The following is a 26,621-nucleotide window of genomic DNA, read 5'->3' on the forward strand; positions in this document are numbered from 1 at the left end:
GCTCACCTGTTCCCGACGATGGCTGGAATCGCCCGTAAGTAGATCAATTCACCAATCAGTTCTACGAGTGTCTGAGTGATCACAGCCGCCGCGGCCAGCGCGCGAATGGACTCCGGGAGCGCTAGGGCCAGGGGAAGCACTACAAGCGAGTTGCGAGTGCCTGAGCTAAAGGCCACAGCCCGTGCGGCAGATGCCTCCAAGCCAAATAGCCAGGAGCTGAGTACGCCGAGGGCGGGAGCGAGTAGTAGAAACGCTCCGTATACCGGAAGCAACGGCGCCAGGATGTCGAGTTGGTACACGACGGCCTCGATCTGCGAACCCACCACCACGATTAGAACCAGGGCCATTGCAGGTACTGGCAGCCAGGCCCAACCTGCGCTCCATGCGCGAACCAGCAGAGATCGGCGCCCGCCAGATTCGGTGAGCACAGCCGCTACCAAGGGTAGGACTATCAGTAACAGAAAGGCTTCTGCGAAGGGCCACAGCTCGATCACTGTGCCTGCTTGGGAACCAAGGATTAGCTGCAAGTAGAGGGGTAGCAGCAGAAGCTGGAGCAACAGCAGCAATGGCGTCGCCGCGAGCACCAGACGAGAGTCCCCTTTGCCCAGGTGGGTGAAGACCACCACGTAATCGATACAAGGCGTCAGCAGGACAAGCAGCGCGCCGACCAACAAGGCCTGGTTCGATGAGAGCGGCCACGTCACCAACCACACCATTAATGGAACCAACAGGAAGTTGGCCAGCAACAAGGCACCGACGAAGCGGCGGTTGGCAAAAGCTTCTCGCAGCTCCAAAAAAGGAATCTGCAGAAACATGGCATACATCAGCACGGCAATAGCCGGTGTGATGGCCATGGCCGCCACACCGGTGAATTGCGCAGAGCTCAGGCCTGCAATGGCAGCGGCCACCACCGCCGCGAAATAAAATGCTATCTGGTGTTCTTCCAGCCAGTCCCGCGACATCTGATATCTTCCCTTGTTGCGCAAGGGCGACATTCTCGCACTGGCATCGGATTTAACCCAGCGTTGAGGCTGGTTGCGCAGCGGGCTGCCTGGTTGCTTTTCGCTTTGTGGCGGTGGGCGAAGGTCTACAAAGCTCCTAACAAGTATTGCCGACAAGAGGAAGCATGGTGTTTCGAAAAAACCGGATGGCGGGTCTGACGCAAGTGTTCTTCACCGCCAGGAGCTAACCGAGATGAATCCTCAACCTTCAGGCATGACCTGGAATCTCCTGCTGCTAACCTGGCTGGTCGCACTGATATCGACCTTGTCCGCGCTGTTCATTGGCGAGGTGATGGGCCAGGCACCCTGCGTGCTGTGCTGGTTCCAGCGAGCCTTCATGTTTCCGCTGACGGTGATCCTGGCCATCGCCTGCTACCGCTCGGATTTCACAGTCTGGCGTTATGCCCTACCGCTGACCGTTATCGGTGCGGCGCTGGCATTTGTTCATACGCTGCTCTATGCAGGGCTGATTCCACAGCCGATCCAGCCCTGCACGGCCACCGGTCCATCCTGCTCAGGCGCCGGGATGACCCTCTTTGGCGTCGTGCCACTGCCGGCACTCGCCTTGTTTGCTTTTATCATTATTGCCATCCTGCTCATTATTATCCGTCGGAGAACCACCCCATGAATCGCCGTTCCGTGGTCTTGATCACCAGTGTCGTGGTCCTGGCCGTGTTTGCTGCCGCCGCATTCTTCTATTCCCCGTCGCAGTCGCCTCAACAGGCCCAGGCTCCCGGTTCGACCGCCCAAGAGACCGGGACACAACCCAAACAGAACGGCGGCCAACTGGTTCGCTTCCACTCACCAGTATTTGGTCCGGCGCAGGCTCCAGTGACCATCGTCGAATTCTTCGATCCTTCCTGCGAAGCATGCCGCGCATTCCATCCCTATGTGAAGCAGATACTCGCCGAGAACCCGGAAGATGTGCGTTTGGTGCTGCGCTATGTGCTATTCCATCAGGGCTCCGAAGAGGTATCACGGATGCTGGAGGCGGCGCGTAAGCAAAATCTTCATGAAAAAGTGCTGGAGGCCGTGCTGGAGGCCCAGCCCGGTTGGCACGACGACCCCAAAGTCACGCAGGCATGGGCTGCTGCCGAGCGCGTCGGTTTGAACTTGGAGCAGGCCCGCCAGGACATGCATACGCCTAGCGTCAACGCCGTGCTTGAAACGGACATGCAGGACGTCAAGGCCGTTGGGATTCGTGGCACCCCGACCTTTTTTGTCAATGGTCGAGCGCTCAGCGAGTTCGGCCCGGAGCCGCTGCGCCGATTAGTGAGCAGCGAAGTGGCCAAGGCACGGGAATGACACTATGAGCGCGCTGGAGAACCGCGTGCCACCGCTGCTCGTAGCTGGCCTGATCGCTCTGCTGATGGGTTTGTCGGGGCCCAGATTACCGAGCATCGAACTGGCATGGACCGCGCGGCTGACCTTCGCTTTGCCGGTACTGTTCCTGGGGCTCGGCGTGTGTTTCGCCGGGGTAATCTGAAATGATTGTATATCTATTTGAAAAATAAGCAAAAACACCGGTTAATAAAGTCGGTGGAATACCATTTGGAATACCGCCTGACTGGATTTGAACTCGGGATATCGAGCGCGACTTGGCTCGGTTTTCGGGGTTATGTGTCTGGTTACGTGGGGCGTTCGGTGGTCAGGTTGTCCCTGGCGGCAATGTAGGCTAGAGCGTCTTTGAGGTCTTTCATGCGGGGCTGGGGTTTGGGGAGCAATGGAACCAAAAACCAACGTAAGCTCTGAATCCCACCGTAAAGGGGCTTTCCGATCTCCAGCTCACCCGCCAGGCATTACTCTCTGATCAGTGCCTCGATGATCGGGCAGATCGTTCCGCCGTCTCCCGCATCACATTGCTGCACCAGTTCGCCTAACAGTTGCTGCATGACGACCAAGTCGGCCATCTTCTGCTCGATCAACGCGAGCTTGCGTGCAGCCCGTGCTCGCGTTTCGGCACAGGCGCACGACTCATCCAGCGTCAGCAGTCCACCGACTTCCGAGAGCGTGAAACCCAGCGCCTGAGCCCGCTTGATGAAACGCAGTCGCTTCACCATGTCCACCGGATAGCGCCGATGGCCACCCAAGGGTTTGGCTGGTTCATCCAGCAGCCCGCGTCGCTGGTAGTAGCGGATCGTCTCGACGTTCACCCCGGCGGCGTCTGCCAGCTTGCCAATGGTCAGCTCTGTGGCCATCACTTTCTCCTTGATTCCGTACTTTGGTACGGAGTTTAGAATAGCACCTAGGCAATCAGGCTCAGGAGATGGGAATGGGGATGCAACTCACCGGGAAAGGCTCGCTGGTCGCGAGTTCGCTGACCGCCATCGGTGCGTCGGTGTGCTGTGTCGGGCCACTGGTGCTGTTGGCACTCGGTGTCGGCGGTACGTGGGTGGGCGCTCTGACCATGATGGAGCCACTACGCCCCCTCTTCATCGGGTTGACTCTACTGTTCCTGGGATTGGCATTCCGCAAGCTCTACCTGGTGCCACAGGTTTGTACGCCAGGTACACCCTGCGCCGATCCGCGCACGCTCGTGCGACAGCGACTCGTGTTCTGGATCGTCAGCGTGCTGCTGCTCGGCCTATTGGCCGTGCCGTGGCTCGCCCCGCTGTTCTACTGAAGGAGATTAACCATGCGCAAACTGCTGATCGCCGTGCTTTTCGCCTTGCCCTTCGTGGCGCTGGCGGCTCCCCCGAAAACCGTCACGCTCGACGTGCAGAACATGACGTGCGGACTCTGTCCGATCACGGTCAAGAAGTCGCTGGAGAAGGTGTCCGGCGTGAGTGACGTCCAGGTCAATTTCGACCAGAAGACGGCGACCGTCACCTACGATCCCGATAAGGCCCAGCCCGAGGCACTGACTGAGGCGACCGCGAACGCGGGATACCCCTCCACAGTGCAGAAGTGAGGTCACGATGAGCGCCATTGTCCTTGAGTCCGTGCTGACTTGCCCGCGCTGCGGCTTCGCCAAGCCGGAAACCATGCCCACGGACGCCTGCCAGTTCTATTACGAGTGCAGCAACTGCAAGGCGCTGCTGCGCCCCAACCCAGGGGATTGCTGCGTTTTCTGTTCGTTCGGCTCGGTGAAGTGCCCGCCGATCCAGCAGCAGCTTGGGTGTTGCTCATAGCGTTTAGGGGGATCACAGGTCGTCGTCTGGATTACGCAGTGGCCGCAGCTCGCCGCGCGCAACTTCTTCCGGTACCGCAAAGGAATACCGCCCGAGCATGTTGATGTGCTCGTAGATCAGCGGCGATAGCCGGGCCAAATCCTCTTCCAGCACTGGATAGCCGTGCTGCTTGAGCCGTTCCACGGCCGCCGTCATGTAGAGGGTGTTCCACAGCACGATGATGTTCACCACCAGGCCCAGAGCACCGAGCTGGTCTTCCTGGCCTTCGCGGTAGCGCTGGCGGAGCTCGCCGCGTTTGCCGTGGAACACGGCGCGGGCCAGGCTGTGCCGGCCTTCGCCTCGGTTCAACTGGGTCAGGGTGGCGCGGCGCTTGGACTCGTCGTCGATATAGGTCAACGTGTGCAGAGTCTTTTCGATCCGCCCGAATTCGGCCAGCGCCTGGGCCAGCCGGGTGGGTCTATCTCCCGTTTGCAGCGTGCGCATGATGCCAGTCGCCGGCACCCGGCCGAGTTTGAGCGAGCCGGCCAGGCGCAGCAGGTCGTCCCAGTGCTCGGCGATCAGGTCGAGTTTGACCGACTGGCGGGCCAGCCCGTTGAGCTTGCCGTAGTCCGCGTCCGGGCGCGTGCGCCAGAAGCGGGTACCGCCGACATCGGCCAGCCGCGGACTGAAGTGGTAGCCAAGTAGGCGGAAGAGCCCGAACACCACATCGCTGTAGGCCCCGGTGTCGGTCATGATTTGCGTCGGCTGCAACTCGGTCTGCTGTTCCAGCACGACCGCCAGCAACACCAGGCTGTCGCGCAGCGTGCCGGGCACGGTGATGGCGTTGAGGCCGGAGAATTGGTCGGAAATCAGGTTGTACCAGGTGACACCCCGGCCGGTGCCGAAATACTTCGGATTGGGGCCGGCATGCACGGTGCGCACCGGTACGACGAAGCGCATGCCATCGGCGGAGGCGACCTCGCCGCCACCCCAGACTTGGGCCAGTTCCAGTTGGCTTTGCGCTCCGACCAGGATGGCGTTAGCCGCTGACAGGGTGTCGTCGCGGATATAATTCTGGCTGACCCAGGACAGCCGGTCACGGCGCAGCGCCGGGTTGTCGGTGCGGATCAAGGGCTCCAGGCCGGTGTTGCAGGCCCCGCCCAACAGCACCGCGCAGAGGCTGGTGACCAGGTTGTCGGCGCGTGCATTGCGTTCGGAGACATGGGTGAAGGCCTCGGAAAAGCCAGTGCGGGCGGCGATTTCCAAGAGGATTTCCGGCAGATCGACACGCGGCATCAGGTCAGACACGGCCGCCCGCAGTTGCAGCAACGAGCAGGGCTCGTCCAGCTTGTCCAGCGCCCCGAGCGACAGTTCGGTCTTGCCCTCGGTGTTCTCGCTCAGTTGAATCGCCGGGTTGTCGGGCAGGCGCGCGGCTACTGCCAGCCAGGTTGCATCCAGCTCGACGGACAAGGCGTCCAGGGTGGTTTTGGCGTCGATGGTCAGGCCCAGTGACCGGCAGATGATCGGTCGCGCCGCCAGCCATTCGGCACCGTCGAGCAGGCCAAGGCGCGGGTCGGCATAGCGCCAACTGGGCGAGACGAAGACATCGCGGCGGCGCAGGGCCGTGCGCAGCGCATCGAGCGTGCAGAACACATAGGCACCCATGTCGAGGGAGCCATCTTCGCGGGTGATGTGCTTCTGCCAAGCCTTGGCCACGATCTCCTGCGGCGCGTCATCCTCTGGCTTCCGGCGCGGCAGGTTCAGTTGCAGCCACTCCAGACTAGCCGCCACGCCCTTGCCGGCCGGGCTGAAGCCGAAGCGGATGTGCTTGAGCAGGTCGGGCAGGAAGCGGCGCACGCTGCGGTAGCGCGCTTCCAATGCAAGAAAATAGACGTCATCTACCGGGCGGATCAGCGCGTTGACCTCTTCCAGGGCCTTTTCCAGGGTGGTCCTCGGCAGGTCGTTGAACAGCCGGGCGCGCACGTTGTCATCGCTGATCGAGCTGTCCAGCACGACCTTGCACGCGGCGGCGAGCGTCGCGGCCGACCGATCCAGGTCTTTCAGGCTGCGCATGCGGGCTTTCTTGTCGGCCTTCTCCGCGTTGCTGAACAGGTCGCGCAGCAAGGCCTCCAGGACTTCCAGTGCGTCGTCGTGCGCAGTCGCCTCCAGGCAGAGTGCGAAGGCCACCAGTGTCGCCATCCGCCGCGACGCCGGCAGCCGATTAATCGCGGTGACCTTGGCCGTGTTGGCGAAGCGGGCCAGGGCGGCGATACGGCTGGGAGGGATGTGCGCCGCCGCCGGCAAGGTGATGCCGATGCCGCGCACGTCATCGAGCCGGCGCAGTGCCCGAATCAACGCGGGGCCACTGACCATGACCGGGCCGGAGCGCAATTGATCCAGCCGGGAGCTGCGGTTGCCTTCGGCCACCGTCAGCAAGTCTTGCAGTTGCAATCGCTGTTCCTCAGTCACGCTGCGGCCCAGCGTAAACCAGAGGCGTTCTTCGACCCGACTGCGCAACTGGGCGATAAAGCGCTCTAGTTGAGACACACCAGGCAGGAGGACTTTCTGTGTGAACAGCCACGAGGTGGCTCGCTCAAACAGCACTCCCGGCCGGTCGGTGCCCGTCCAGCAGAGGGCATACAGCCAGCGGCTCAAGCGAAAGCCGATGCCCGGATCGGTGAAATGACGATAGCCAAAGCGGTTCTGAATATCGGTGGCATGTATCCAGCGGCGATGATCGCTATAGCGCTGGAGGCAGTCGGGGTCTGGAATCGCCAGTTGTCGGCAAAGCACCTGCAGGACTTCCACCGGCACGGCGGCGGGCTTGTCCGGCAGAACGCCAACGAAGCGGACGGTGGTCAGCAGAACGGCATAACCCAGACGGTTATGGTTACCCCGCAGCACCTGGATGGCTTCACGGTCTTCATCGCTCAGGTGGAAGTAACGTTCCAGCTCTTCACGGCTGGGCGAATCAACATAGCGGCCAAAACCGTCGCGTTGCTCTTGAGTCAGAAAACCGACCGGCATTGATCACAGCACCTCGACGCAGAACACGGCGGGCGTGACGATCCGCGTGCGTTCGATGTGCCCGCGTTGCAGCAGGCCGGCGCGGCGATCACCGGTTACCAGGTAGTCCGCATCGCCCGCCAAGGCCATGGCCAGCAAAAACGAGTCATCCGGATCATCGGCTTCGACCTCGATGGTCAGGCGCTCCAGTACCACAGCCCGTTGCAGGTTATTGATCATGGCGCCCACCTTGGCGGGCTGTAGGATGGCCTGAAGCTTGGGATAGCGGCTGGCTCGACGAATTTCATCGAGTTGCATCCGCGAGGTCACCACCTCGAAACGCGCCGCCCGCCAGGCACGGTAGATCGCATCGGGCGCGCCATGTGGCGAGATCAGGGCGCTGAACAGGATGTTGGTATCCAACACGACCCGCATCAGCGCTTACGTGCCCAGTCGAGCGCTTCGTCAACCGCGTTGGTCAATTCTGCCTCACTCAGATGGGCGTTAGCGGCCTTGGCCTGCTCAGCGCTCAGCTCCAGGATGTGTGCCCGTACCGCTTCTTCGATGAAGCGCGACAGGTCGCCCTTACGGCCGCCGCCCTGGCTGGCCAGAAACATCCGAAGCGACTGGTCGGTGTCGGCCGAGACGGCGACATTCCAGCGAATGGTATTCATAGCGTTCTCCGCTAATAGGTGTTTGTGTGTTTATACGCCAATCACAAAGGGCGATGCAATGGTTCGACAAAACGACCGTTTTATGAAACCGTTTCAGCGAGCACTAGGAAAGGCCGTGACCACCCGAAAAGTGGTGCGATAAACTCGTTTCGCCAATCAAAGTTCGCTAATCCAGGGGTCGCCTCAGAAAACGGAAAATAAAGCACGCTAAGCCGGTTGCAGCGGTCGTAGCGGCCTGAACTTGCCCGCGCCGATCTTGGCGCTGCTGCGCCAGAGGTAATCGCCGGTGAGGTTGATGTGCTCCCAACCGAGCGGCGACAGGTACTGCAACAGCGCGTCATCAACGGCATGGCCGTTGCCACGCAGCGCGTGCGCAGCCCGTTCCAGATAGACCGTGTTCCACAACACGACGGCAGCCGTTACCAGATTGAGGCCGCTAGCCCGGTAGCGCTGCTGCTCGAAACTGCGGTCGCGGATTTCACCCAGGCGGTTGAAAAACACTGCCCTGGCCAGCGCATTGCGCGCCTCGCCCTTGTTCAGGCCGGCATGCACGCGGCGGCGCAGTTCCACGTTTTGCAGCCAGTCCAGGATGAACAGCGTGCGCTCGATGCGGCCCAGCTCGCGGAGCGCCACGGCCAGGCCGTTCTGGCGTGGGTAGCTGCCGAGCTTTCGGAGCATCAGGGAGGCCGTCACCGTGCCCTGCTTGATCGAGGTGGCCAGCCGCAGGATTTCGTCCCAATGGGCGCGGACGTGCTTGATGTTGAGCGTGCCGCCGATCATGGGTTTCAGCGCGTCATAGGCGGCGTCGCCCTTCGGGATGTAGAGCTTGGTGTCGCCCAGGTCGCGGATGCGCGGCGCGAAGCGGAAGCCCAGGAGGTGCATCAGGGCGAAGACGTGATCGGTGAAGCCCGCCGTGTCGGTGTAATGCTCCTCGATCCGCAAGTCGGACTCGTGGTACAGCAGGCCGTCGAGCACGTAGGTCGAATCGCGCACGCCGACGTTCACGACCTTGGTGTGAAATGGCGCGTACTGGTCAGAAATGTGGGTGTAGAACGTCCGCCCTGGGCTGCTCCCGTATTTCGGGTTGATGTGGCCGGTGCTCTCGGCCTTGCTGCCGGTGCGGAAGTTCTGGCCGTCCGACGATGAGGTGGTGCCGTCGCCCCAGTGCTCGGCGAAGGGATGGCGGAACTGTGCGTTGACCAGATCGGCCAGCGCCGCCCCGTAGGTTTCGTCGCGGATGTGCCAGGCTTGCAGCCAAGCCAGCTTGGCGTAGGTCGTGCCGGGGCAAGACTCCGCCATCTTGGTCAGGCCCAGGTTGATCGCGTCGGCGAGGATCGTGGTCAGCAACAGGTTCTTGTCTTTGGCCGGGTCGCCCGATTTCAGATGCGCGAAATGCCGAGTGAAGCCCGTCCATTCGTCCACCTCCAGCAGCAGTTCGGTGATCTTGACGTGCGGCAGGATCATTGCCGTCTGGTCGATCAGCGCTTGGGCGGTGTCGGGTACCGCCGCGTCGAGCGGCGTGATCTTCAAGCCTGACTCGGTGATGATGGCGTCCGGCAGCTCGTTGGCCGTCGCCATACGGTTGACGGTGGCAAGCTGTGTTTCCAGCAGCGTCAGCCGGTCGTTCAGGTACCGGTTGCAGTCGGTGGCCACGGCCAGCGGCAATTCGCTGGCCTGCTTGAGGCTGGCGAATTTCGCGGGCGGCACCAGGTAGTCCTCGAAGTCCTTGAACTGGCGCGACCCCTGCACCCAGATGTCGCCGGAACGCAACGCGTTCTTCATCTCCGACAGCGCGCACAGTTCGTAGTAGCGCCGGTCGATGCCGGTGTCGGTCATGACCAGCTTCTGCCAGCGCGGCTTGATGAACTCGGTCGGCGCGTCGGCGGGCACCTTGCGGGCGTTGTCGCTGTTCATGCCGCGCAGCACCTCGATGGCGTCGAGCACGTCCTTCGCGGCGGGAGCGGCCCGCAGCTTGAGCACGGCAAGGAATTCCGGCGCGTAGCGGCGCAGCGTGGCGTAGCTTTCGCCGATGCGGTGCAGGAAATCGAAGTCCTCGGGCTGCGCAAGCTTCTGCGCTTCGGTGACGCTCTCGGCGAAGGCATCCCAGGACATGACGGCCTCGATGGCGGCGAACGGATCGCGGCCCGCCTGCTTGGCCTCGATCAGCGCCTGGCCGATGCGGCCGAACAGCCGCACCTTGGCGTTGATCGCCTTGCCGGACGCCTGGAATTGCTGCTGATGCTTGTTCTTGGCGGCGTTGAACAGCTTGCCCAGGATGCGGTCGTGCAGGTCGATGATTTCGTCGGTGACGGTGGCCATGCTCTCGATGGCAAGCGCCACCAGGGTGGCATAGCGTCGCTGCGCCTCGAACTTGGCCAGGTCGGCGGGCGTCATCTGGCTACCCTCACGGGCGATCTTGAGCAGGCGGTTCTGGTGCACCGACCGCTCGATGCCTGAAGGCAGGTCGAGCGCCTGCCACGCTTTGAGGCGTTCGATGTGTTCCAGCATGTGCCGCGAATTCGGTTTGACGGGCGATTGGCGCAGCCAGGCCAGCCAGGTCGTTTTGCCGTTGTCCCGACGCTTGAGCAGATCGTCGAGGCGGCGGCGATGCGCGTCCGACAGCGGTTCGGCCAAGGCATCGTAGATGCGCCGGTTGGCGCGGGTGATTGCTTCGGCGCTCGCCCGCTCGACGGCGTTGAGGGCAGGCAGAATGACCGACTGCTGCCGCAGGTGCTCGATCAAGGTGCTGGCCAGCACGATGCCCTTGTCGGTCTGTAAGGCCATCTCGGTCAGCAACTGGACGGCCTGCCGGTAGTGGCCCATGGTAAAGGGCTGGAAGCCGAACACCGTTTGCAGTTCGACCAGGTGCTCGCGCCGGGTCTGCTCCCGCTGCCCGTATTCGTCCCAGCTTTCGACGCTGACCTTGAGCTGGTCGGCGACCAGTTTCAACAAGGGCGGAAACGGCGGCTCATCGACGCCCAGGATGACACCAGGAAAGCGCAGGTAACAGAGCTGCACGGCGAAGCCCAGCCGGTTGGCCGGGCCGCGCCGCTGCCGGATGATGGAGAGGTCGGTTTCGCTGAACGTGTAGTGACGGATCAACTCATCCTTGGTGTCCGGCAACGCCAGCAGGCTTTCGCGCTCGGCGGCGGACAGGATTGAACGACGTGGCATATTTACTGATCCGTTCTCAAGTATTGATACAGGGTTTCGCGACTGATTCCGAATTCACGAGCCAGCTTGGTCTTTTGCTCGCCAGCCTCGACACGTTGGCGCAGTTCGGCAATACGCTCAGACGACAGGGATTTCTTCCTGCCACGGTAGGCCCCGCGCTGCTTGGCGAGCGCGATGCCCTCGCGCTGCCGCTCGCGGATCAAGGCGCGTTCGAACTCGGCGAACGCGCCCATTACCGACAGCATCAGGTTCGCCATCGGCGAGTCCTCGCCGGTGAAGGTCAAATGCTCCTTAAGGAACTCGATGCGTACGCCGCGCTGGGTGAGGCCCTGCACCAGGCGGCGCAGGTCGTCGAGGTTGCGCGCCAGACGATCCATGCTGTGCACCACGACCGTGTCGCCTTCGAGCACGAAGGCGAGCAGCCGTTCCAGTTCGGGCCGCCGTGTGTCCTTGCCCGACGCCTTGTCGGTGAACACTTTATCCACCTGGATCTGTTCGAGCTGCCGTTCTGGGTTCTGGTCGAAGCTGCTGACGCGGACGTAACCGATGCGCTGACCGTGCAAGGTATCCTCGGGGTCTCCTCGTTTTCAGTGCAATAAGTGACGGTACGCAAAGCTAGCACTGGCGCGGGGGTGGTCTGGGTAGACCGTTGATTTCATTGACTTTCCTGTTCGCTTTGTAAACGGGTATGGTGGCCTCCCACTTTTGAGGTTCACGATGCAGGGTTGGCACACAACGTTTTTGGGGATGCGTGGGCTCCCCCGCGATATCAGCGACTTCGAGATGAAGGCATTTTTCACCTTCGATGGTGCCGAGCGCGACGCAATCAATGCACGCCGAGGTGATTCCCACAAGCTTGGTCTGGCGCTCCATATTGGTTTCCTGCGCATGAGTGGGCGTTTGCTCGGTGCCTTTCGGGTAATTCCAGTAGCCTTGTGGCGCCACCTTGGCAACGAGCTTGGCATTGCAGCACCAGAAGTCGCCTCGCTGAGAGCCATGTATGAACGCGGGCGCACGCTATTCGATCACCAACAAGTAGCCTGCACGGTCCTTGGATTCCAGTGGATGAGCGAGCACCAGCGCCGCTCACTGGTACGTGAACTGCGCGACGAAGTGGCGCGCTGCGCCGACCGCGATCAGCTACTCGTGCGGGCGCGTCAATGGCTGTACAAGAACAAGCTGGTGATCGTGCACGAGCGGGCAATTCGGACACTGATTGCGGCGGCACTTGCCCAGCTTGAAGTTGAAACAGGCACCGCCATCGCCGCCAGCGTTGATCCAGCAACACTTGATCGCTGGCGAGCCTCAGTTTCAGAGCTGCGCCCAGATGGACAAACCCAGCAGAGTTGGCTATGGGCTGCACCGGCGAAACACTCAACCCGCCAAATCAGCGAGGTACTGGAGCGCATCGACCTGCTTTACACGCTGGACGTTCATAAGCACCTGGCAGACATCCCCGATCTCATCTTGCGCCGCTACGCGCGCCGACTTGTCTCCAGGCCGCCCTCAGCCGGAGCCAAGATCAAAGAGCCAGCGCGCACCGTGGAGGTCGCATGCTTTCTTCGGTATTGCCTGTTCACCACCACAGACCAGTTGATCCTTATGGTGCAGCGCCGGATCGCCGATCTGTGGCGTCAGGCTGCCGCCGATGTCCCCGCTACCGTCAATTGGGCCGCAATGTACAAAACGCTGCTCGGCGAACTTGTTGCCTTGAGCGCGCAAGGTGCGGTGCCAGATGCTGAGTTGCGTGCCCGTCTTGAAGCCTTGATCACCGAAACCCAGAAACGCAAACCACCGAGCAGGGCCTCCCTGGTCCGCGAGGGATTGATTGATGGAATTCGCCCCGTGCGGTCGTTGCTCGTCGCCATTGCAAAGCTGCCCTGGCAGGCCACCGGCGAGCATCCTGCCATCGAGTACCTTGCCAAGCTGCAAGCTTTATATCTCAAAGGATCCAGAAAGCTGCCAGTTGAAGTGGTGGCACCAAGTCTGGGAATGATCTGGCAGGTTTCGATCTCCAGCCCAGACCGGGAACGGGCGTTTCAGGCGTTGGAGGTGGCCACCCTGTTTGCCCTGCGCCGCGCGGTGCGCAATGGCTCGGTCTGGATTGAGCACAGCCTGAGCTTTCGGGGTCGTGCGCGCTTGTTCTTCACGGACGAGCGTTGGCAGGCAGAGTCCAAGAAACACTATGCCCGTCTATCGTTACCCAGCAAGGCTGCCACTTTCTTGAAGCCTTTGCTGGCCAGAGTAACTGCCGGTGTCGATGCGGTGGCCGCTGCAGCCCGCAGTGGCGTACTGCGCGTGGATGATGAACTCCATTTGTCGCCATTGCCCGCAGAGGACGAAGACCCAGAAGTGACCAAGCTGCGCGCGGCTTTGGATCACCGCATCGGTGAGGTTCAATTGCCGGAAGTGATTCTGGCCGTTGACGCCCAGGTGCGCTTTAGCTGGATCATGCTCGGACGTGAGCCGCGCTCTACCGACGAGCTGCTGATGGTCTATGCCGGCATCATGGCCCACGGCACCAGTCTGACTGCGGTCGAATGCGCGCGCATGATTCCGCAATTGTCTGCCACAAGCATTCGCCAGGCCATGCGCTGGGCGCGGGACGAACGGCGTCTGAGCCAGGCCTGCCAGGCTGTGCTGGAATTCATGCAGCGACACCCGATTGCCGCCACCTGGGGGCGGTCCGATTTGGCATCTTCTGACATGATGAGCATGGAGACCACCAAACGGGTGTGGCAAGCCCGGCTTGATCCTCGGCGCAACACACCTTCCATTGGAATCTACTCCCATGTAAAAGACCGGTGGGGCATCTTCCATGCGCAGCCCTTTGTGCTCAATGAGCGCCAGGCGGGCGTGGCCATTGAAGGTGTCATCCGCCAAGAAAAGCTGGAGACCAGCCAGCTTGCTGTGGATACCCATGGCTACACCGACTTTGCCATGTCACATGCCCGTTTGCTTGGTTTTGATCTTTGCCCGCGGTTGAAGGAACTCAAACAGCGCCACCTCTTTGTGCCACGCGGCACCAAAGTGCCCGCAGAAATCGCTGCGGTGTGCGAAGCCAATGTCGACGTCGCTTTGATCGAAAAGCATTGGGATAGTCTGGTGCACCTGGCAGCCTCGGTCATGAGCGGACATGCCAGTGCGGTGGCAGCTCTTGCGCGGTTCGGTTCTGCCGCCCAGGGCGATCCAATCTATGAGGCTGGCGTGCAATTGGGGCGGTTGCTGCGTACGGCGTTTTTGGCTGACTACTTTGTCAAGGACGCTTTCAGGAACGAGTTGCGCCGGGTGCTCAATCGGGGCGAGGCTGTTAACGCCCTCAAGCGCGCCATTTATACCGGCCGGATCAGCCCGGCGCAGGCCAAACGTGTCGATGAAATGCAGGCTGTGGCCGATGCGTTGAGCCTGATGGCCAACATCGTGATGGCGTGGAATACCTCACAGATGCAGGCGGTCCTGGATCGCTGGTCGAACCGCCGCCAGGTCATTCCACCGGAACTGATCGGGAAGATTGCGCCCACCAGGCTGGAGAGCATCAACTTGCGGGGTGTGTTTCGCTTCCCGGTTGACCGCTATGCTGACCAAATCCTGCCTTCGCGGCCAAATGCATCGATAACTGGCACCAATGGATGAAACCGACCACGGTTTGACGCCACGAATCGCAGATTTGAAAGTGAACAGGAAAGTCAATGAAATCAACGATCTACCAACACCACCTCCGCGCCAGTGCTAGCTTTTCGTACCGTCACTTATTGCACTGAAAACGAGGAGACCCCAATCAGGCCTCCATGGTGGTGGCCTGACTTAAACCAACCGGCCTCCACGATTCCCGGGGCGGTTCAAGAGCCTCCTATTTCCTGTCCAATAGGAGCCCGTATGAGCAGTCAACGTTACCCCGAAGAATTCAAGACCGAGGCGGTCAAACAAATCCTTGACCAGGGCCACAGCGTGGCCGATGTCTCCAACCGCCTGGGCGTGAGCACCCACAGCCTGTACAAATGGATGCCCATCCAATCATTGGAAAGCTACCAGTCGATGACATTACCGTCGACCATATTCGCCGGATCCTGAAGCCGATCTGGAACACCAAGGACGAAACCACGAGCCGGGTGCGTGGGCGCATTGAACGAATTTTTGGTTGGGCTAGGGCCTGTTAACACATCCTCAGTCCATCAGCGACGAGCACGAAGCTGATGAAGCCCAGGAACATGAGGTCGAGTTTCTCGAACCGCGAGAAGATACGGCGATAGCCTTTGAGTCGACGGAACAACCGCTCCACCTCATTGCGGCGCTTGTACATCTCGCGGTCGTAGTCCCACGGTTCGATCCGCGTCTTCATTGGTGGCACCACCGGAATGAAACCCAGATCCAGTGCCAGCTGCCGTGTCTCGTTGCCTTCGTAGGCACGGTCCATCAACAAATGCACCGGTCTGCTGGTCGGCCCAAGACTGCTGAGCAGGCGCCGGCCTTCGGGTGCGTCGTGCGCCTGCCCAGGCGAGAGCGAAAACGTCACGGCCGTTCGAGCATCCGCGGCAACCATATGAATCTTGGTGTTCCATCCGCCTCGGGACTTTCCGATGGACTGCGGACCTTTTTTTTAGTGCCCCTGTGCCGTCGGGATGGACCTTGATGCTTGTGGAGTCCAGCGAGACGGCTTCGATCCTGATACGCACGACTTGCGCACGCTGCAACTCCTCGAACATGCGATCCAGGACGCCAGCTTTGGTCCAGCGATTCATGCGCGTGTAAATCGTGTGCCAGTTGCCGAAGCGTTTGGGCAGTCCGCGCCACTTGCAACCATGTTCGGCCACATAGAGGATCGCATTGACCACCTGCAGATTGCTCAGGCTGACGTTGCCACGCTGCCTGGGCAGGCAGTGTTCAATGGTAGCGAATTGTTCGGGCGTGATCTCCATGTCGGAGATTTTCTGGCGCAATCGTCGCCGTCGCCATTAGTGTTAACACGCCCTAGTGTGCGGGGTTATCGTACCGGTGAGAACCCGACACGATGGCAAGGCTTTGACCAACATGCTACAATGCCCATTCAAACCAACTACCCCGGAGCCAGCCATGCCACGATCCCTACTCACCGACGCTGGCGTGCGTTCGGTCAGCGATTCCGTCGCCCTCGGCCTGCCGTCCGAACGCATGGCGTCCCTTGCCGAGGCGTTCAACCTGATGGTGCTGCCGACCCTCCAGCAACTCGATGCGGTCAATACCGGTGAAATCCAGCCGGCACCTGCCTTCGACCCGCGCTGGAAGGAGGTGCAGTCATGAGTTCGCTAACCCGCCTCACCCTCGCGCAAGTTGCGCAGAAACTTAAGGCACGGGAAGTCTCCGCCGTTGAAGTTCTGGACGCCTGTCTGACGCAGGTGCGCTCCACCGAAAAACAGATCAGTGCGTACGTGTGCGTGCTGGAGGATCAGGCCCGTGCAGCAGCCCAGCAAGCTGACGCCGACATCAGCGCCGGGCGCTGGAAAGGCCCGCTGCATGGCGTGCCTGTAGCGGTCAAGGACTTATACGACATCGCTGGCGTACCCACCACGGCATCGTCGCGCCAGCGCACGAATTGGACGCCGCAGCAAGACTGCGCCGTAGTCCGGCGCTTACAAGACGCAGGTGCCGTTATCCTTGGCAAGACCCATACGCACGAATTCGCCTATGGCGCCATCACTCCGAAGTCGCGCAACCCCTGGGACCCGGGAAGAACACCGGGTGGCTCCAGCGGCGGCTCGGCGGCCACGGTCGCAGCCTGCGGCGTCTACTTGGCGACCGGCACCGACACCGCTGGATCCGTTCGCATCCCTTCGTCGATGTGCAACACCGTAGGCCTGAAGCCAACCTACGGGCGCGTGAGCCGTGCCGGTGTGAGTTCACTTTCCTGGAGCCTGGACCATCCAGGCCCGATCACGCGCACCGTGGAAGACACGGCGCTCAGCCTTCAGGTGATGGCTGGCTTCGATCCAGCCGACCGCGGCTCGTTGGATGAGCCGGTGCCCAGCTATGCCGAAGGGCTCGGCCAAGGCGTGAAAGGCCTGCGCGTGGGCGTGCCGAAGAACTACTTCTTCGACCGCGTGGACCCGGAAGTTGAAAGTGCGGTTCGTGCCGCCATCGATCAACTGAAAGAGCTGGGCGCCGAACTGGTGGAAGTCGAAGTGCCCATGGCCGAGCAGATCATCCCGGTGGAGTTCGGGATCATGCTACCCGAAGCCAGCGCCTACCACCGCACGATGCTGCGCGAGTCACCCGAGCTCTACACCGCCGATGTCCGCATACTGCTGGAACTCGGAGATCTAGTCACCGCCACCGACTACCTGCAGGCGCAGCGCGTCCGTACGCTGATGCAGCGCGCGGTGGCCGAGATGTACCAGCGCATCGATGTGCTGATCGCACCCACACTGCCCATCCCGGCTGCTCGCAGCGGGGAGGAGGTCCACACATGGCCGGACGGCACGGTAGAGGCGTTGGTCATGGCCTATACGCGCTTCACCTCGTTCGGCAACGTGACAGGATTACCCACGCTGAACCTGCCCTGTGGTTTCTCCAAGGATGGGTTGCCGATCGGCATGCAGATCAGCGGCCGGCCGCTGGACGAGAAGACCCTGCTGCGTGCTGGGCTGGCCTACGAGAAAGCCACGACCTGGCACCAGCGTCATCCGGAACTGATCGGAGCGGGCTGAGCTGCAAGAAAGCAGGCGCGGCGGCGCACGACCCATTGTGCTACCGCTGCGTCTGCCTGAAGTGGCCGAGACCAAGCAGAAGAAGGAGGTGACATAGCCTCCTACAATCTGCCGTCTTCTCGGAGCCCTCTGGATGCTCGAAGTTCTTTGCATGGGGTTGCGCCGGGAGCGCAATCTGCAAGGTGGCATTGGCCTTCAGTGTCGATGCCGAGTTGAAGTCGCTGTACCCCTTTTTTCAACCACACCAGGAGAACCGCACCATGGGGCAATCACACACGCATGACCACCATCACGACGGGTACCAGGCACCGCCCGAAGACATCGCGCTGCGGGTCAAGGCCTTGGAGTCTCTGCTGATCGAGAAAGGTCTTGTCGACCCAGCGGCCATGGACTTGGTCGTCCAAACGTATGAACACAAGGTAGGCCCCCGAAACGGCGCCAAAGTCGTGGCCAAGGCCTGGGTGGACCCTGCCTACAAGGCCCGTCTGCTGGCAGACGGCACTGCCGGCATTGCCGAGCTGGGCTTCTCCGGGGTACAGGGCGAGGACATGGTCATTCTGGAAAACACCCCCGCCGTCCACAACGTCTTCGTTTGCACCTTGTGCTCTTGCTACCCATGGCCGACGCTGGGCTTGCCCCCTGCCTGGTACAAGGCCGCGCCCTACCGGTCCCGCATGGTGAGCGACCCGCGTGGGGTTCTCGCGGAGTTCGGCCTGGTGATCCCCGCCAACAAGGAAATCCGCGTCTGGGACACCACGGCCGAATTGCGCTACATGGTGCTGCCGGAACGGCCCGCGGGAACTGAAGCCTACAGCGAAGAACAACTGGCCGAACTCGTTACCCGCGATTCGATGATCGGCACCGGCCTGCCCACCCAACCCACTCCATCTCATTAAGGAGTTCGTCATGAATGGCATTCACGATACTGGCGGAGCACATGGTTATGGGCCGGTTTACAGAGAACCGAACGAACCCGTCTTTCGCTACGACTGGGAAAAAACGGTCATGTCCCTGTTCCCGGCGCTGTTCGCCAACGGCAACTTCAACGTCGATGAATTTCGGCATTCGATCGAGCGAATGGGCCCGGCCCACTATCTGGAGGGAACCTACTACGAACACTGGCTTCATGCCTTTGAGAACCTGCTGGTCGAGAAGGGTGTGCTCACGGCCACGGAAGTCGCGACCGGCAAGGCTGCGTCTGGCAAGACGGCGACGCCGGTGCTGACGCCGGCCATCGTGGACGGACTGCTCAGCACCGGGGCTTCTGCCGCCCGGGAGGAGGGTGCGCGGGCGCGGTTCGCTGTGGGGGACAAGGTTCGCGTCCTCAACAAGAACCCGGTGGGCCATACCCGCATGCCGCGCTACACGCGGGGCAAAGTGGGGACAGTGGTCATCGACCATGGTGTGTTCGTGACGCCGGACACCGCGGCACACGGAAAGGGCGAGCACCCCCAGCACGTTTACACCGTGAGTTTCACGTCGGTCGAACTGTGGGGGCAAGACGCTTCCTCGCCGAAGGACACGATTCGCGTCGACTTGTGGGATGACTACCTGGAGCCAGCGTGATCATGAAAGACGAACGGTTTCCATTGCCAGAGGGTTCGCTGAAGGACCTCGATGGCCCTGTGTTTGACGAGCCTTGGCAGTCCCAGGCGTTTGCCTTGGTGGTCAGCATGCACAAGGCCGGTCTCTTTCAGTGGAAAGACTGGGCCGAGACCTTCACCGCCGAAATCGACGCTTCCCCGGCTCTGCCCGGCGAAAGCGTCAACGACACCTACTACCGGCAATGGGTGTCGGCGCTGGAAAAGTTGGTGGCGTCGCTGGGGCTTGTGACGGGTGGAGACGTCAACTCGCGCGCACAGGAGTGGAAACAGGCCCACCTCAACACCCCACATGGGCACCCGATCCTGCTGGCCCATGCGCTTTGCCCGCCAGCGATCGACCCCAAGCACAAGCACGAGCCACAACGCTCACCGATCAAGGTCGTTGCCGCAATGGCTTGAGATCCACTGTCCTGTTTCCCTACCTTGAATGGAGTAAACCATGAGTTCATTTTCTACCACTGCTGTCCCCGCCGCCCAGCGCCTGAGCGCCACGCGCAGCTTACTGTTGCAACTGTCCGCTGGCGCCGCGCTGGGCCTGGTCGTCCTGTACGGCGTGGCTTTTGCCGAAAGCCCGCTGGCGCACAACGCTGCACACGATGTGCGCCACGTGACTGTCAAGCCCTGTCATTGAGGGAATGAATAACCCACCGCGCTGCGCGCGCCCCCCTCCAAGGGGCGAAGCGCGTAGCCCGACGGAGCGGGTTTCACCTTGTTCCTGATTTTGGGCGCTGCTGGCGTTGCAGGTCTTGCTTCCCCGGGTCCGCTTATTGACGGGGCCACACCGTCGCTCATCTTTGTATGGAGAGAGTCATGATTTTTCGACGATTGATCTGGGCGGCGCTGGCTGTGGCCCTGCTGGTCGGCAGTGTGCAGTCGGGCCTGCAGCAGTTGCAGACCGCTCCCATCATCCTGGCGGCCGAGAGGTTTGAAAGCCAGAAGGTGGCCGCGCCCGAGCCGGTGTCAACGCCGACCGCTGCTGCTGCGCGCGTCCATGCGGACGGTGCGGCGCACGACCATGGCGACGCCGCCGAAGCATGGGCGCCCGCCGACGGGGTGGAGCGCTACTCCTGGACCTGGGTGGCCAATGTGCTGCACGCGTTCAGCATGGCGCTGCTAGTGCTGGCCGTGATGGCGGTGTGTCAGTGGCGCGGTAGCGCCTTGCGCGCTGTGCCCTTGGCCGCCTGGGTGGCCGCCGCCGGTTGGCTTACGTTTCACTTCTGGCCTTCGCTGGGCCTGCACGCCGAGATCCCCGGCATGGACGCCGGCCGGCTGGGTTCGCGCCAGGGCTGGTGGGTGCTCGCGGCGGGCGGTGCGGCGCTGGCCTGTGCGTCGGTTGCGCTGATGCGCAGCCCCCTGCGCTGGGCCGCTGCAATGGCTTGTCTGGCGCTGCCCTTCGTGGTGGGCGCGCCGCACATCGTGGCCGACCCGCTGGCCGGTTTCACGGGTGAGGCCCAGGCGGCGCTGCGCGAGCTGGGCAGCCAGTTCATCTGGGCCACCACCTGGTTGTCGCTGTCGTTCTGGGTGAGTATGGGCGTGGTGGCCGGTCTGGCCTTCCAGCGCTGGCTGAGCCCCGCCGTGGCGGCGCTGCTGCAGCGCACGGACACCGCCCGGGCCCCAGCCATGGAGACGCCGCGATAAGCGACGTCAACGCAAGGGTCGTGCGGGGTGCTGATCTGAACCGCCCCGGGTTTTGAGGAGGCTCTTTTCCCTGAGAGGATAGAGCCATGAGCAAGAAGTCGAACCAGTTTTCACCCGAAGTGCGCGAGCGTGCTGTTCGCATGGTGCTGGAGCACCGAGGCGAGTACCCATCTCTGTGGGCGGCCATCGATTCGATCGCGCCCAATATCGGTTGTGTGCCGCAGACCCTGCATACCTGGGTCAAGCGTGTCGAGGTCGACAGCGGCGTGCGTGAGGGCGTCAGCACTTCCGAGCTGCAGCGTCTGAAGGAGCTCGAACGCGAGAACAAGGAGCTGCGCAAGGCCAACGAGATCTTGAAGCTGGCCAGCGCGTTTTTCGCCCAGGCGGAGCTCGACCGCCGTCTGAAGCCCTGAAGGGCTTCATCGACCAGTATCGACAGGCCTACGGGGTCGAGTCGATCTGCAAGGTGTTGCAGGTCGCCCCGTCAGGCTATTGGCGCCACGCCGCTCAACAACGCAACCCCCAACTGCGCTGTCCGCGCGCTCAACGTGACGACACCCTGGTGGGGGTCGTCTCAGAAAACGGAGAATAAAGCACGTTAAGCCGATTGCAGAGGTCGCAACGGCCTGAACTTGCCCGCGCCGATCTTGGCGCTGCTGCGCCAGAGGTAATCGCCGGTCAGATTGATGTGTTCCCAGCCCAACGGCGACAGGTACTGCAATAGCGTTTCATCGACGGCATGGCCGTTGCTACGCAACGCATGCGCTGCGCGCTCCAGGTAGACCGTGTTCCACAGCACGACAGCCGCCGTCACCAGATTGAGGCCGCTGGCCCGGTAGCGCTGCTGCTCAAAGCTGCTGTCGCGGATTTCGCCCAGCCGGTTGAAGAACACGGCGCGGGCCAGTGCATTGCGTGCTTCGCCTTTATTCAGCCCGGCATGGACGCGGCGGCGCAGCTCAACGCTTTGCAACCAGCCCAGGATGAACAACGTCCGCTCGATGCGCCCCAGCTCACGCAGGGCGACAGCCAGGCCGTTTTGGCGCGGATAGCTGCCGAGTTTCCTAAGCATCAGCGAGGCCGTCACCGTGCCTTGCTTGATCGAGGTGGCCAGGCGCAGAATTTCGTCCCAATGGGCGCGGACGTGCTTGATGTTGAGAGTGCCGCCGATCATCGGTTTCAGCGCGTCATAGGCGGCTTCGCCTTTCGGGGTGTAGAGCTTGGTGTCGCCCAGGTCTCGGATGCGCGGTGCGAAGCGGAAGCCCAGCAGGTGCATCAAGGCAAAGACGTGATCGGTGAAGCCCGCCGTGTCCGTGTAATGTTCCTCGATGCGCAGGTCGGACTCGTGGTACAGCAGGCCGTCAAGCACGTAGGTGGAATCGCGCACGCCGACATTGACCACCTTGTTGTGGAACGGCGCGTACTGGTCAGAGATGTGGGTGTAGAACGTCCTGCCTGGGCTGCTGCCATATTTCGGATTGATGTGCCCGGTGCTTTCTGCCTTGCTGCTGGTTCGGAAATTCTGTCCGTCCGACGATGATGTGGTGCCATCGCCCCAGTGCCCGGCAAAGGGATGCCGAAACTGGGCGTTGACCAGTTCGGCCAGCGCCATCGAATAGGTTTCATCGCGGGTATGCCAGGCTTGCAGCCAGGCGAGCTTGGCGTAAGTCGTACCGGGGCAAGATTCGGCCATTTTGGTCAGGCCCAGGTTGATCGCGTCGGCCAGGATCGTAGTCAGCAGCAGATTTTTGTCTTTGGCGAGGTCGCCGGATTTCAGGTGCGTGAAGTGGCGGGTGAAGCCCGTCCACTCATCGACCTCCATCAGCAGCTCGGTAATCTTGACGTGCGGCAGAATCATGGCCGTCTGGTCGATCAATGCCTGCGCGGTGTCGGGCACCGCAGCATCCAGCGGCGTGATCTTCAAGCCCGATTCGGTGATGATGGCGTCCGGTAGGTCGTTGGCCGCCGCCATGCGATTGACCGTGGCAAGTTGCGCTTCCAGCAACTCCAAGCGCTCGCTCAGGTACTGGTCGCAATCGGTGGCCACGGCCAGCGGCAATTCGCTGGACTGCTTGAGGCTGGCGAACTTCTCGGGTGGCACCAGGTAGTCCTCGAAGTCCTTGAACTGACGTGAACCCTGTACCCAGATGTCGCCCGAGCGCAACGCGTTCTTAAGTTCCGACAGTGCGCACAACTCGTAATAGCGTCGGTCGATGCCGGCGTCGGTCATCACCAGCTTCTGCCAGCGCGGCTTGATGAAGTTGGTCGGTGCATCAGCGGGCACCTTGCGGGTGTTGTCGATGTTCATGCCGCGCAGCACCTCGATGGCGTCGAGCACGTCCTTGGCGGCGGGCGCTGCTCGCAGCTTGAGCACGTCGAGGAATTCCGGCGCGTAGCGGCGCAATGTGGCGTAACTCTCGCCGATGCGGTGCAGGAAGTCGAAATCATCGGGCTGGGCGAGCTTCTGCGCCTCGGTGACGCTCTCGGCGAAAGCGTCCCAGGAAATGACGGCCTCGATGGCGGCGAACGGATCGCGGCCCGCCTGCTTGGCGTCGATCAGCGCCTGGCCGATGCGCCCGTACAAACGCACCTTGGCATTGATGGCCTTGCCGGACGCCTGGAACTGCTGCTGATGCTTATTCTTGGCGGCGTTGAACAGCTTGCCCAGGATGCGGTCGTGCAGGTCGATGATTTCGTCGGTAACAGTAGCCATGCCCTCGATGGCCAGCGCCATGAGGGTGGCGTAACGTCGCTGTGGCTCGAACTTGGCCAAGTCGGCGGGCGTCATCTGGCCACCCTCGCGGGCGATCTTGAGCAGCCGGTTTTGATGAACCAGCCGCTCGATGCCGGTAGGCAGGTTGAGCGCCTGCCAGGCTTTGAGACGTTCGATGTGTTCCAGCATGTAGCGGGAATTCGGCTTGGCCGGTGATTGCCGCAGCCATGCCAGCCAGGTGGTCTTGCCGTTGTCGCGGCGCTTCAACAGTTCATCCAGGCGATGCCGGTGCCCGCTCGACAACGGCTCGGACAGGGCTTCGTAGATGCGCCGATTGGCGCGGGTGATGGCCTCGGCACTGGCGCGCTCGATGGCGTTGAGCGCGGGCAGGATGATCGACTGCCGCCGTAGATGCTCAATCAAGGCGTTGGCCAGGACGATGCCCTTGTCGGTTTGCATAGCCAGCTCAGTCAGCGTGTGGACAGCCTGCCGGTAGTGACTCACGGTGAACGGCTGGAAGCCGAACACCGTTTGCAGTTCGACCAGGTGCTCGCGCCGGGTCTGCTCCCGCTGCCCGTAGTCGTCCCAGCTTTCGACCGGCACTTTGAGTTGCGACGCCACGATGCGCAGCAAGGGCGGAAACGGCGGCTCATCAACGCCCAGGATGACGCCGGGGAATCGCAGGTAGCAAAGCTGAATGGCGAAGCCCAGCCGATTCGCAGGCCCGCGCCGCTGACGAATCACCGACAGGTCGGTGTCGCTGAACGTGTAGTATCGGATCAGATCGTCTTTGACATCGGGCAATGCCAGCAGGCTTTGTCGCTCGGTGGCGGACAGAATGGAACGACGCGGCATGCTCAGGACTCGCGCAGGTACTGGTACAAGGTTTCACGGCTAATGCCGAAGTCGCGGGCGATCAGGGCCTTTTGCTCGCCCGCCGCGACGCGCCGTTTCAGTTCGGCAATCTGCTCATCGTTCAGTGACTTTTTGCGGCCCCGGTACGCACCCCGCTGCCGGGCCAGCGCGATTCCTTCGCGCTGCCGCTCGCGGATCAAGGCCCGCTCGAACTCGGCAAACGCGCCCATCACCGACAGCATCAAATTCGCCATCGGCGAATCCTCGCCAGTGAAGGCCAGGCTTTCCTTGACGAATTCGATGCGTACCCCGCGCTTGGTCAGGCCCTGCACGATGCGGCGCAAGTCATCCAGGTTGCGTGCCAGGCGATCCATGCTGTGCACCACCACGGTGTCGCTTTCGCGCACGAAGGCGAGCAGCCTTTCCAGCTCGGGACGCTGGGTGTCCTTGCCGGATGCCTTGTCGGTGAACACCCGCGCCACCTGAACCCCTTCCAATTGCCGTTCCGGGTTCTGGTCGAAGCTGCTGACGCGAACGTAGCCGATGCGTTGACCGTACAAAGTGTCTCCAAGGGTAATGTGTCAGAGTGAAATCTATTACTCTTGACTGATTGTGTCAATAAATTTCATATTGGACTCTATTCTGACGTGATTACAGTCTCTTCCCTGACGTTGCGTTAGGGTATACCTCAAATTGACACTGCGTATTCCAGAGAACGTGATGACGGAAGGTTGAACCTTCCGTCATAGCGCATCTGGTTTGGCCTCCCGTCAGCCAACCACGGGAAACACTGACTCGATCATTGGAGAATGGTCAGCTTGGCCTTGAGATCAATGGCTCTCGCGAAGTTGTGGTAATTCGGCGATGTTCGCTGCACCTGCGCGTGCAATGCTTTCAGCGCCGCCGAATCCGCCGACGACTCCATTTCGACCTCATACTCGACCTGGTCGTACCCTGGATTGATCCCAGGATCGATTCCAAGAAAACCTCTCAGATCGAGGCTTCCCTTCGTGCGGATAGTCAGCGATTGCAACTCGATGTTCATTGCCGCCGCATTTGCCGCGTAGGTTGCAGTCATGCATGCGTTCAACGCAGCCAGGATCAATTCTTGTGGATTAGCGGCCGTGTCGGTACCGAGCAATTCTGCCGGTTCGTCCGCGTCGATGACAAAGCCGCGCGCCAAGGCCGTGTCACCTAGTACGAGCGGCATGGTTCGCGCACGCGTCCGGGTGCCACCCTCCCAGGTTGTCACGACGCCGAACGTCGCGATGCCTGCGGCGGGCTTTGCTGCGACCTGATCTGCAAACTCACGCAATGCGCCGACGTTGATCCCGTTGCCGGGAGTTCCTTTAATGTTTGTGTTCATTTCTCGTTCCCCCATTATGTGTTACGCCCGGCCATCACGCCGCCGTCAACGTCCCAGATTGCGCCCGTCACCCATGCTGCCTTGTCCGACAACAGGAAGAGGATGACCTCGGCGACGTCTTGTGGCGTCCCAACCCTGCCGATTGGGTGGAAGCTGTTGAATCCCTGTAAGGCGCCATGAACCTCGGCCTTGGGTATGAATCCCTCGTAAATCGGCGTTTCGACAACCGCCGGAGAAACGGCATTGACCCTGATTTGTTTGGATGCCAGCTCCATCGCAAGGTGCTGGGTCAGCGAATGCAAACCTGCTTTTGCCATCGAATACGCGGACGACGGCGTAGCCGCAATCGCCTGCTTGCCCCACATCGAGCCGATGTTCACAATGGCGCCGGGACGCTCGCTGGCCACGAGATTGGCCACGACTTTTTGTGTGATGAAGAAGAACGCTTTATTCAACGTCAAATATTGTTCGTAATCACTTTCCGTGTGCTCAAGAAACGCCTTCGGGAAGAACACCCCAGCCGCGTTGACCAGAAGATTGATGTCCTTGTGGTGTTCATCGATGGTATGCAGGAGTCGCTTCACATCTTCGGCTCGCGAGAGATCGGCAGTCAGGGCGGTCACGGTGCCCAACGACGACAGCGCCTTGCGGGCCTCTTCGGCCTTGTCTTCACGGTGACCGACGATGACGACGCTTCCGCCTTGCTCAAGAACCATGCGGGCAGTTTGCAGTCCCATCCCGCTAGTGCCGCCGATGACCAACAACTTCTTGCCATTAAATTCAGTACTCATAATAATCTCCTT

27 protein-coding genes, 2 pseudogenes and 1 other annotated feature are annotated in these 26,621 nt (G+C 61.5%); of the genes and pseudogenes, 17 read left to right on the top strand and 12 right to left on the bottom strand.

The annotated features are described in order from the left end of the window. Positions 1 to 2 precede the first annotated feature (2 nt). Positions 3 to 962: an efflux pump gene (locus PSOLE_RS17775; RefSeq protein ID WP_011078037.1), complete on the bottom strand. Its 960-nt coding sequence runs from the start codon at positions 960 to 962 to the stop codon at positions 3 to 5. 232 nt (positions 963 to 1,194) lie between these two features. On the opposite strand from PSOLE_RS17775, the gene PSOLE_RS17780 reads away from it, so the two are divergent. Genes PSOLE_RS17780 through PSOLE_RS17790 form a run of 3 tightly spaced genes read left to right on the top strand, consistent with a single transcriptional unit; the run spans position 1,195 to position 2,487 of the window. Beyond that, positions 1,195 to 1,629: a disulfide bond formation protein B gene (locus tag PSOLE_RS17780; RefSeq protein WP_011078038.1), complete on the top strand. Its 435-nt coding sequence runs from the start codon at positions 1,195 to 1,197 to the stop codon at positions 1,627 to 1,629. Next, positions 1,626 to 2,306 (top strand): DsbA family protein, encoded by a 681-nt coding sequence (locus PSOLE_RS17785; protein WP_074858845.1) that lies wholly within the window; start codon positions 1,626 to 1,628, stop codon positions 2,304 to 2,306. The genes PSOLE_RS17780 and PSOLE_RS17785 overlap by 4 nt, the downstream gene beginning before the upstream one ends. Before the next feature lie 4 nt (positions 2,307 to 2,310). Then, positions 2,311 to 2,487, top strand: a complete 177-nt coding sequence (locus PSOLE_RS17790) for a hypothetical protein (RefSeq protein ID WP_244597301.1) — start codon at positions 2,311 to 2,313, stop codon at positions 2,485 to 2,487. Positions 2,488 to 2,800: 313 nt separating this feature from the next. Here the strand turns inward: PSOLE_RS17790 and merR are convergent, their stop codons facing one another. Continuing rightward, positions 2,801 to 3,199, bottom strand: coding sequence for an Hg(II)-responsive transcriptional regulator (gene merR, locus PSOLE_RS17795; protein ID WP_003089120.1), 399 nt, complete (start codon positions 3,197 to 3,199; stop codon positions 2,801 to 2,803). 74 nt (positions 3,200 to 3,273) lie between these two features. On the opposite strand from merR, the gene PSOLE_RS17800 reads away from it, so the two are divergent. From PSOLE_RS17800 to PSOLE_RS17810, 3 genes are read left to right on the top strand one after another with little or no spacing between them, the layout of a single operon-like run. Beyond that, positions 3,274 to 3,624, top strand: coding sequence for a mercuric transporter MerT family protein (locus PSOLE_RS17800; RefSeq protein WP_003089115.1), 351 nt, complete (start codon positions 3,274 to 3,276; stop codon positions 3,622 to 3,624). 12 nt (positions 3,625 to 3,636) lie between these two features. Then, complete coding sequence (merP, locus tag PSOLE_RS17805; protein ID WP_003150552.1) at positions 3,637 to 3,912, top strand: mercury resistance system periplasmic binding protein MerP; 276 nt, start codon at positions 3,637 to 3,639, stop codon at positions 3,910 to 3,912. A 7-nt stretch (positions 3,913 to 3,919) separates the two neighbouring features. Then, entirely contained in the window at positions 3,920 to 4,132 is a 213-nt protein-coding gene (locus tag PSOLE_RS17810; protein WP_003089113.1) for a GDCCVxC domain-containing (seleno)protein, read from the top strand. 12 nt (positions 4,133 to 4,144) lie between these two features. Here PSOLE_RS17810 and PSOLE_RS17815 read toward each other — a convergent pair whose 3' ends face one another. The 5 genes from PSOLE_RS17815 to PSOLE_RS17835 all read right to left on the bottom strand — a co-directional run bounded on the left by PSOLE_RS17815 (position 4,145) and on the right by PSOLE_RS17835 (position 11,528). Next, entirely contained in the window at positions 4,145 to 7,138 is a 2,994-nt protein-coding gene (locus PSOLE_RS17815; RefSeq protein WP_003299771.1) for a Tn3 family transposase, read from the bottom strand. A gap of 3 nt (positions 7,139 to 7,141) precedes the next feature. Continuing rightward, positions 7,142 to 7,552, bottom strand: coding sequence for a putative toxin-antitoxin system toxin component, PIN family (locus tag PSOLE_RS17820; RefSeq protein ID WP_003150546.1), 411 nt, complete (start codon positions 7,550 to 7,552; stop codon positions 7,142 to 7,144). After that, positions 7,552 to 7,791: a ribbon-helix-helix domain-containing protein gene (locus PSOLE_RS17825; RefSeq protein ID WP_003089107.1), complete on the bottom strand. Its 240-nt coding sequence runs from the start codon at positions 7,789 to 7,791 to the stop codon at positions 7,552 to 7,554. The genes PSOLE_RS17820 and PSOLE_RS17825 overlap by 1 nt, the downstream gene beginning before the upstream one ends. 207 nt (positions 7,792 to 7,998) lie before the next feature. After that, a complete protein-coding gene (locus tag PSOLE_RS17830) occupies positions 7,999 to 10,965 on the bottom strand; it encodes a Tn3 family transposase (RefSeq protein ID WP_074858842.1) in 2,967 nt (988 codons plus the stop codon). A gap of 2 nt (positions 10,966 to 10,967) precedes the next feature. Then, complete coding sequence (locus tag PSOLE_RS17835; RefSeq protein ID WP_074858839.1) at positions 10,968 to 11,528, bottom strand: recombinase family protein; 561 nt, start codon at positions 11,526 to 11,528, stop codon at positions 10,968 to 10,970. Between the two features lie 154 nt (positions 11,529 to 11,682). On the opposite strand from PSOLE_RS17835, the gene PSOLE_RS17840 reads away from it, so the two are divergent. The 3 genes and pseudogenes from PSOLE_RS17840 to PSOLE_RS25220 all read left to right on the top strand — a co-directional run bounded on the left by PSOLE_RS17840 (position 11,683) and on the right by PSOLE_RS25220 (position 15,122). Then, positions 11,683 to 14,598 carry a Tn3-like element IS1071 family transposase gene (locus PSOLE_RS17840; RefSeq protein WP_003049965.1) on the top strand — a complete coding sequence of 972 codons (2,916 nt, stop codon included), beginning with the start codon at positions 11,683 to 11,685 and terminating at the stop codon, positions 14,596 to 14,598. 243 nt (positions 14,599 to 14,841) lie between these two features. After that, a pseudogene (locus PSOLE_RS17845) lies at positions 14,842 to 14,970 on the top strand (transposase); the annotation flags it as partial. After that, a complete protein-coding gene (locus PSOLE_RS25220; protein WP_371916051.1) occupies positions 14,964 to 15,122 on the top strand; it encodes a phage integrase central domain-containing protein in 159 nt (52 codons plus the stop codon). The pseudogene PSOLE_RS17845 and the gene PSOLE_RS25220, both read left to right, overlap by 7 nt. Here PSOLE_RS25220 and PSOLE_RS17850 read toward each other — a convergent pair. Then, a protein-coding gene (locus tag PSOLE_RS17850; RefSeq protein ID WP_088339335.1) for an IS5 family transposase occupies positions 15,119 to 15,881 on the bottom strand; the annotation gives its coding sequence in 2 pieces (ribosomal slippage) (positions 15,119 to 15,557 and positions 15,556 to 15,881; 765 coding nt in all). The two genes, PSOLE_RS25220 and PSOLE_RS17850, sit on opposite strands and share 4 nt — an antisense overlap. Before the next feature lie 154 nt (positions 15,882 to 16,035). On the opposite strand from PSOLE_RS17850, the gene PSOLE_RS17855 reads away from it, so the two are divergent. The 8 genes and pseudogenes from PSOLE_RS17855 to PSOLE_RS17890 form a co-directional block, all read left to right on the top strand. After that, the gene (locus PSOLE_RS17855) at positions 16,036 to 16,242 is read left to right on the top strand and encodes a hypothetical protein (RefSeq protein ID WP_012248402.1); all 207 of its coding nucleotides are present in this window, start codon (positions 16,036 to 16,038) and stop codon (positions 16,240 to 16,242) included. Beyond that, entirely contained in the window at positions 16,239 to 17,645 is a 1,407-nt protein-coding gene (locus tag PSOLE_RS17860; protein ID WP_012248401.1) for an Asp-tRNA(Asn)/Glu-tRNA(Gln) amidotransferase GatCAB subunit A, read from the top strand. The genes PSOLE_RS17855 and PSOLE_RS17860 overlap by 4 nt, the downstream gene beginning before the upstream one ends. Before the next feature lie 260 nt (positions 17,646 to 17,905). Continuing rightward, positions 17,906 to 18,541 carry a nitrile hydratase subunit alpha gene (gene nthA, locus PSOLE_RS17865; RefSeq protein WP_074858889.1) on the top strand — a complete coding sequence of 212 codons (636 nt, stop codon included), beginning with the start codon at positions 17,906 to 17,908 and terminating at the stop codon, positions 18,539 to 18,541. Positions 18,542 to 18,551: 10 nt separating this feature from the next. Continuing rightward, positions 18,552 to 19,211, top strand: coding sequence for a nitrile hydratase subunit beta (gene nthB, locus PSOLE_RS17870; RefSeq protein ID WP_074858835.1), 660 nt, complete (start codon positions 18,552 to 18,554; stop codon positions 19,209 to 19,211). A 2-nt stretch (positions 19,212 to 19,213) separates the two neighbouring features. Next, complete coding sequence (locus PSOLE_RS17875; RefSeq protein ID WP_012248398.1) at positions 19,214 to 19,648, top strand: nitrile hydratase accessory protein; 435 nt, start codon at positions 19,214 to 19,216, stop codon at positions 19,646 to 19,648. A gap of 40 nt (positions 19,649 to 19,688) precedes the next feature. Next, positions 19,689 to 19,880, top strand: a complete 192-nt coding sequence (locus PSOLE_RS17880) for a CbtB domain-containing protein (RefSeq protein ID WP_012248397.1) — start codon at positions 19,689 to 19,691, stop codon at positions 19,878 to 19,880. A 179-nt stretch (positions 19,881 to 20,059) separates the two neighbouring features. Further along, positions 20,060 to 20,887: a CbtA family protein gene (locus PSOLE_RS17885; protein WP_074858831.1), complete on the top strand. Its 828-nt coding sequence runs from the start codon at positions 20,060 to 20,062 to the stop codon at positions 20,885 to 20,887. Between the two features lie 86 nt (positions 20,888 to 20,973). Beyond that, a pseudogene (locus tag PSOLE_RS17890) lies at positions 20,974 to 21,452 on the top strand (transposase); the annotation flags it as partial. After that, positions 21,255 to 21,371: a sequence feature (AL1L pseudoknot), on the top strand. It overlaps the preceding pseudogene by 117 nt. 33 nt (positions 21,453 to 21,485) lie before the next feature. Here PSOLE_RS17890 and PSOLE_RS17895 read toward each other — a convergent pair. The 4 genes from PSOLE_RS17895 to PSOLE_RS17910 form a co-directional block, all read right to left on the bottom strand. Beyond that, entirely contained in the window at positions 21,486 to 24,452 is a 2,967-nt protein-coding gene (locus PSOLE_RS17895; protein ID WP_074858824.1) for a Tn3 family transposase, read from the bottom strand. Positions 24,453 to 24,454: 2 nt separating this feature from the next. Further along, positions 24,455 to 25,012, bottom strand: a complete 558-nt coding sequence (locus PSOLE_RS17900; RefSeq protein ID WP_012478189.1) for a recombinase family protein — start codon at positions 25,010 to 25,012, stop codon at positions 24,455 to 24,457. Between the two features lie 239 nt (positions 25,013 to 25,251). Then, positions 25,252 to 25,818 carry an OsmC family protein gene (locus PSOLE_RS17905; RefSeq protein WP_004574805.1) on the bottom strand — a complete coding sequence of 189 codons (567 nt, stop codon included), beginning with the start codon at positions 25,816 to 25,818 and terminating at the stop codon, positions 25,252 to 25,254. A gap of 14 nt (positions 25,819 to 25,832) precedes the next feature. Next, positions 25,833 to 26,609 (bottom strand): SDR family NAD(P)-dependent oxidoreductase, encoded by a 777-nt coding sequence (locus PSOLE_RS17910; protein WP_004574804.1) that lies wholly within the window; start codon positions 26,607 to 26,609, stop codon positions 25,833 to 25,835. Positions 26,610 to 26,621 lie beyond the last annotated feature (12 nt).

Source organism: Pseudomonas oleovorans subsp. oleovorans, from assembly GCF_002197815.1.
Lineage (GTDB): Bacteria > Pseudomonadota > Gammaproteobacteria > Pseudomonadales > Pseudomonadaceae > Aquipseudomonas > Aquipseudomonas oleovorans.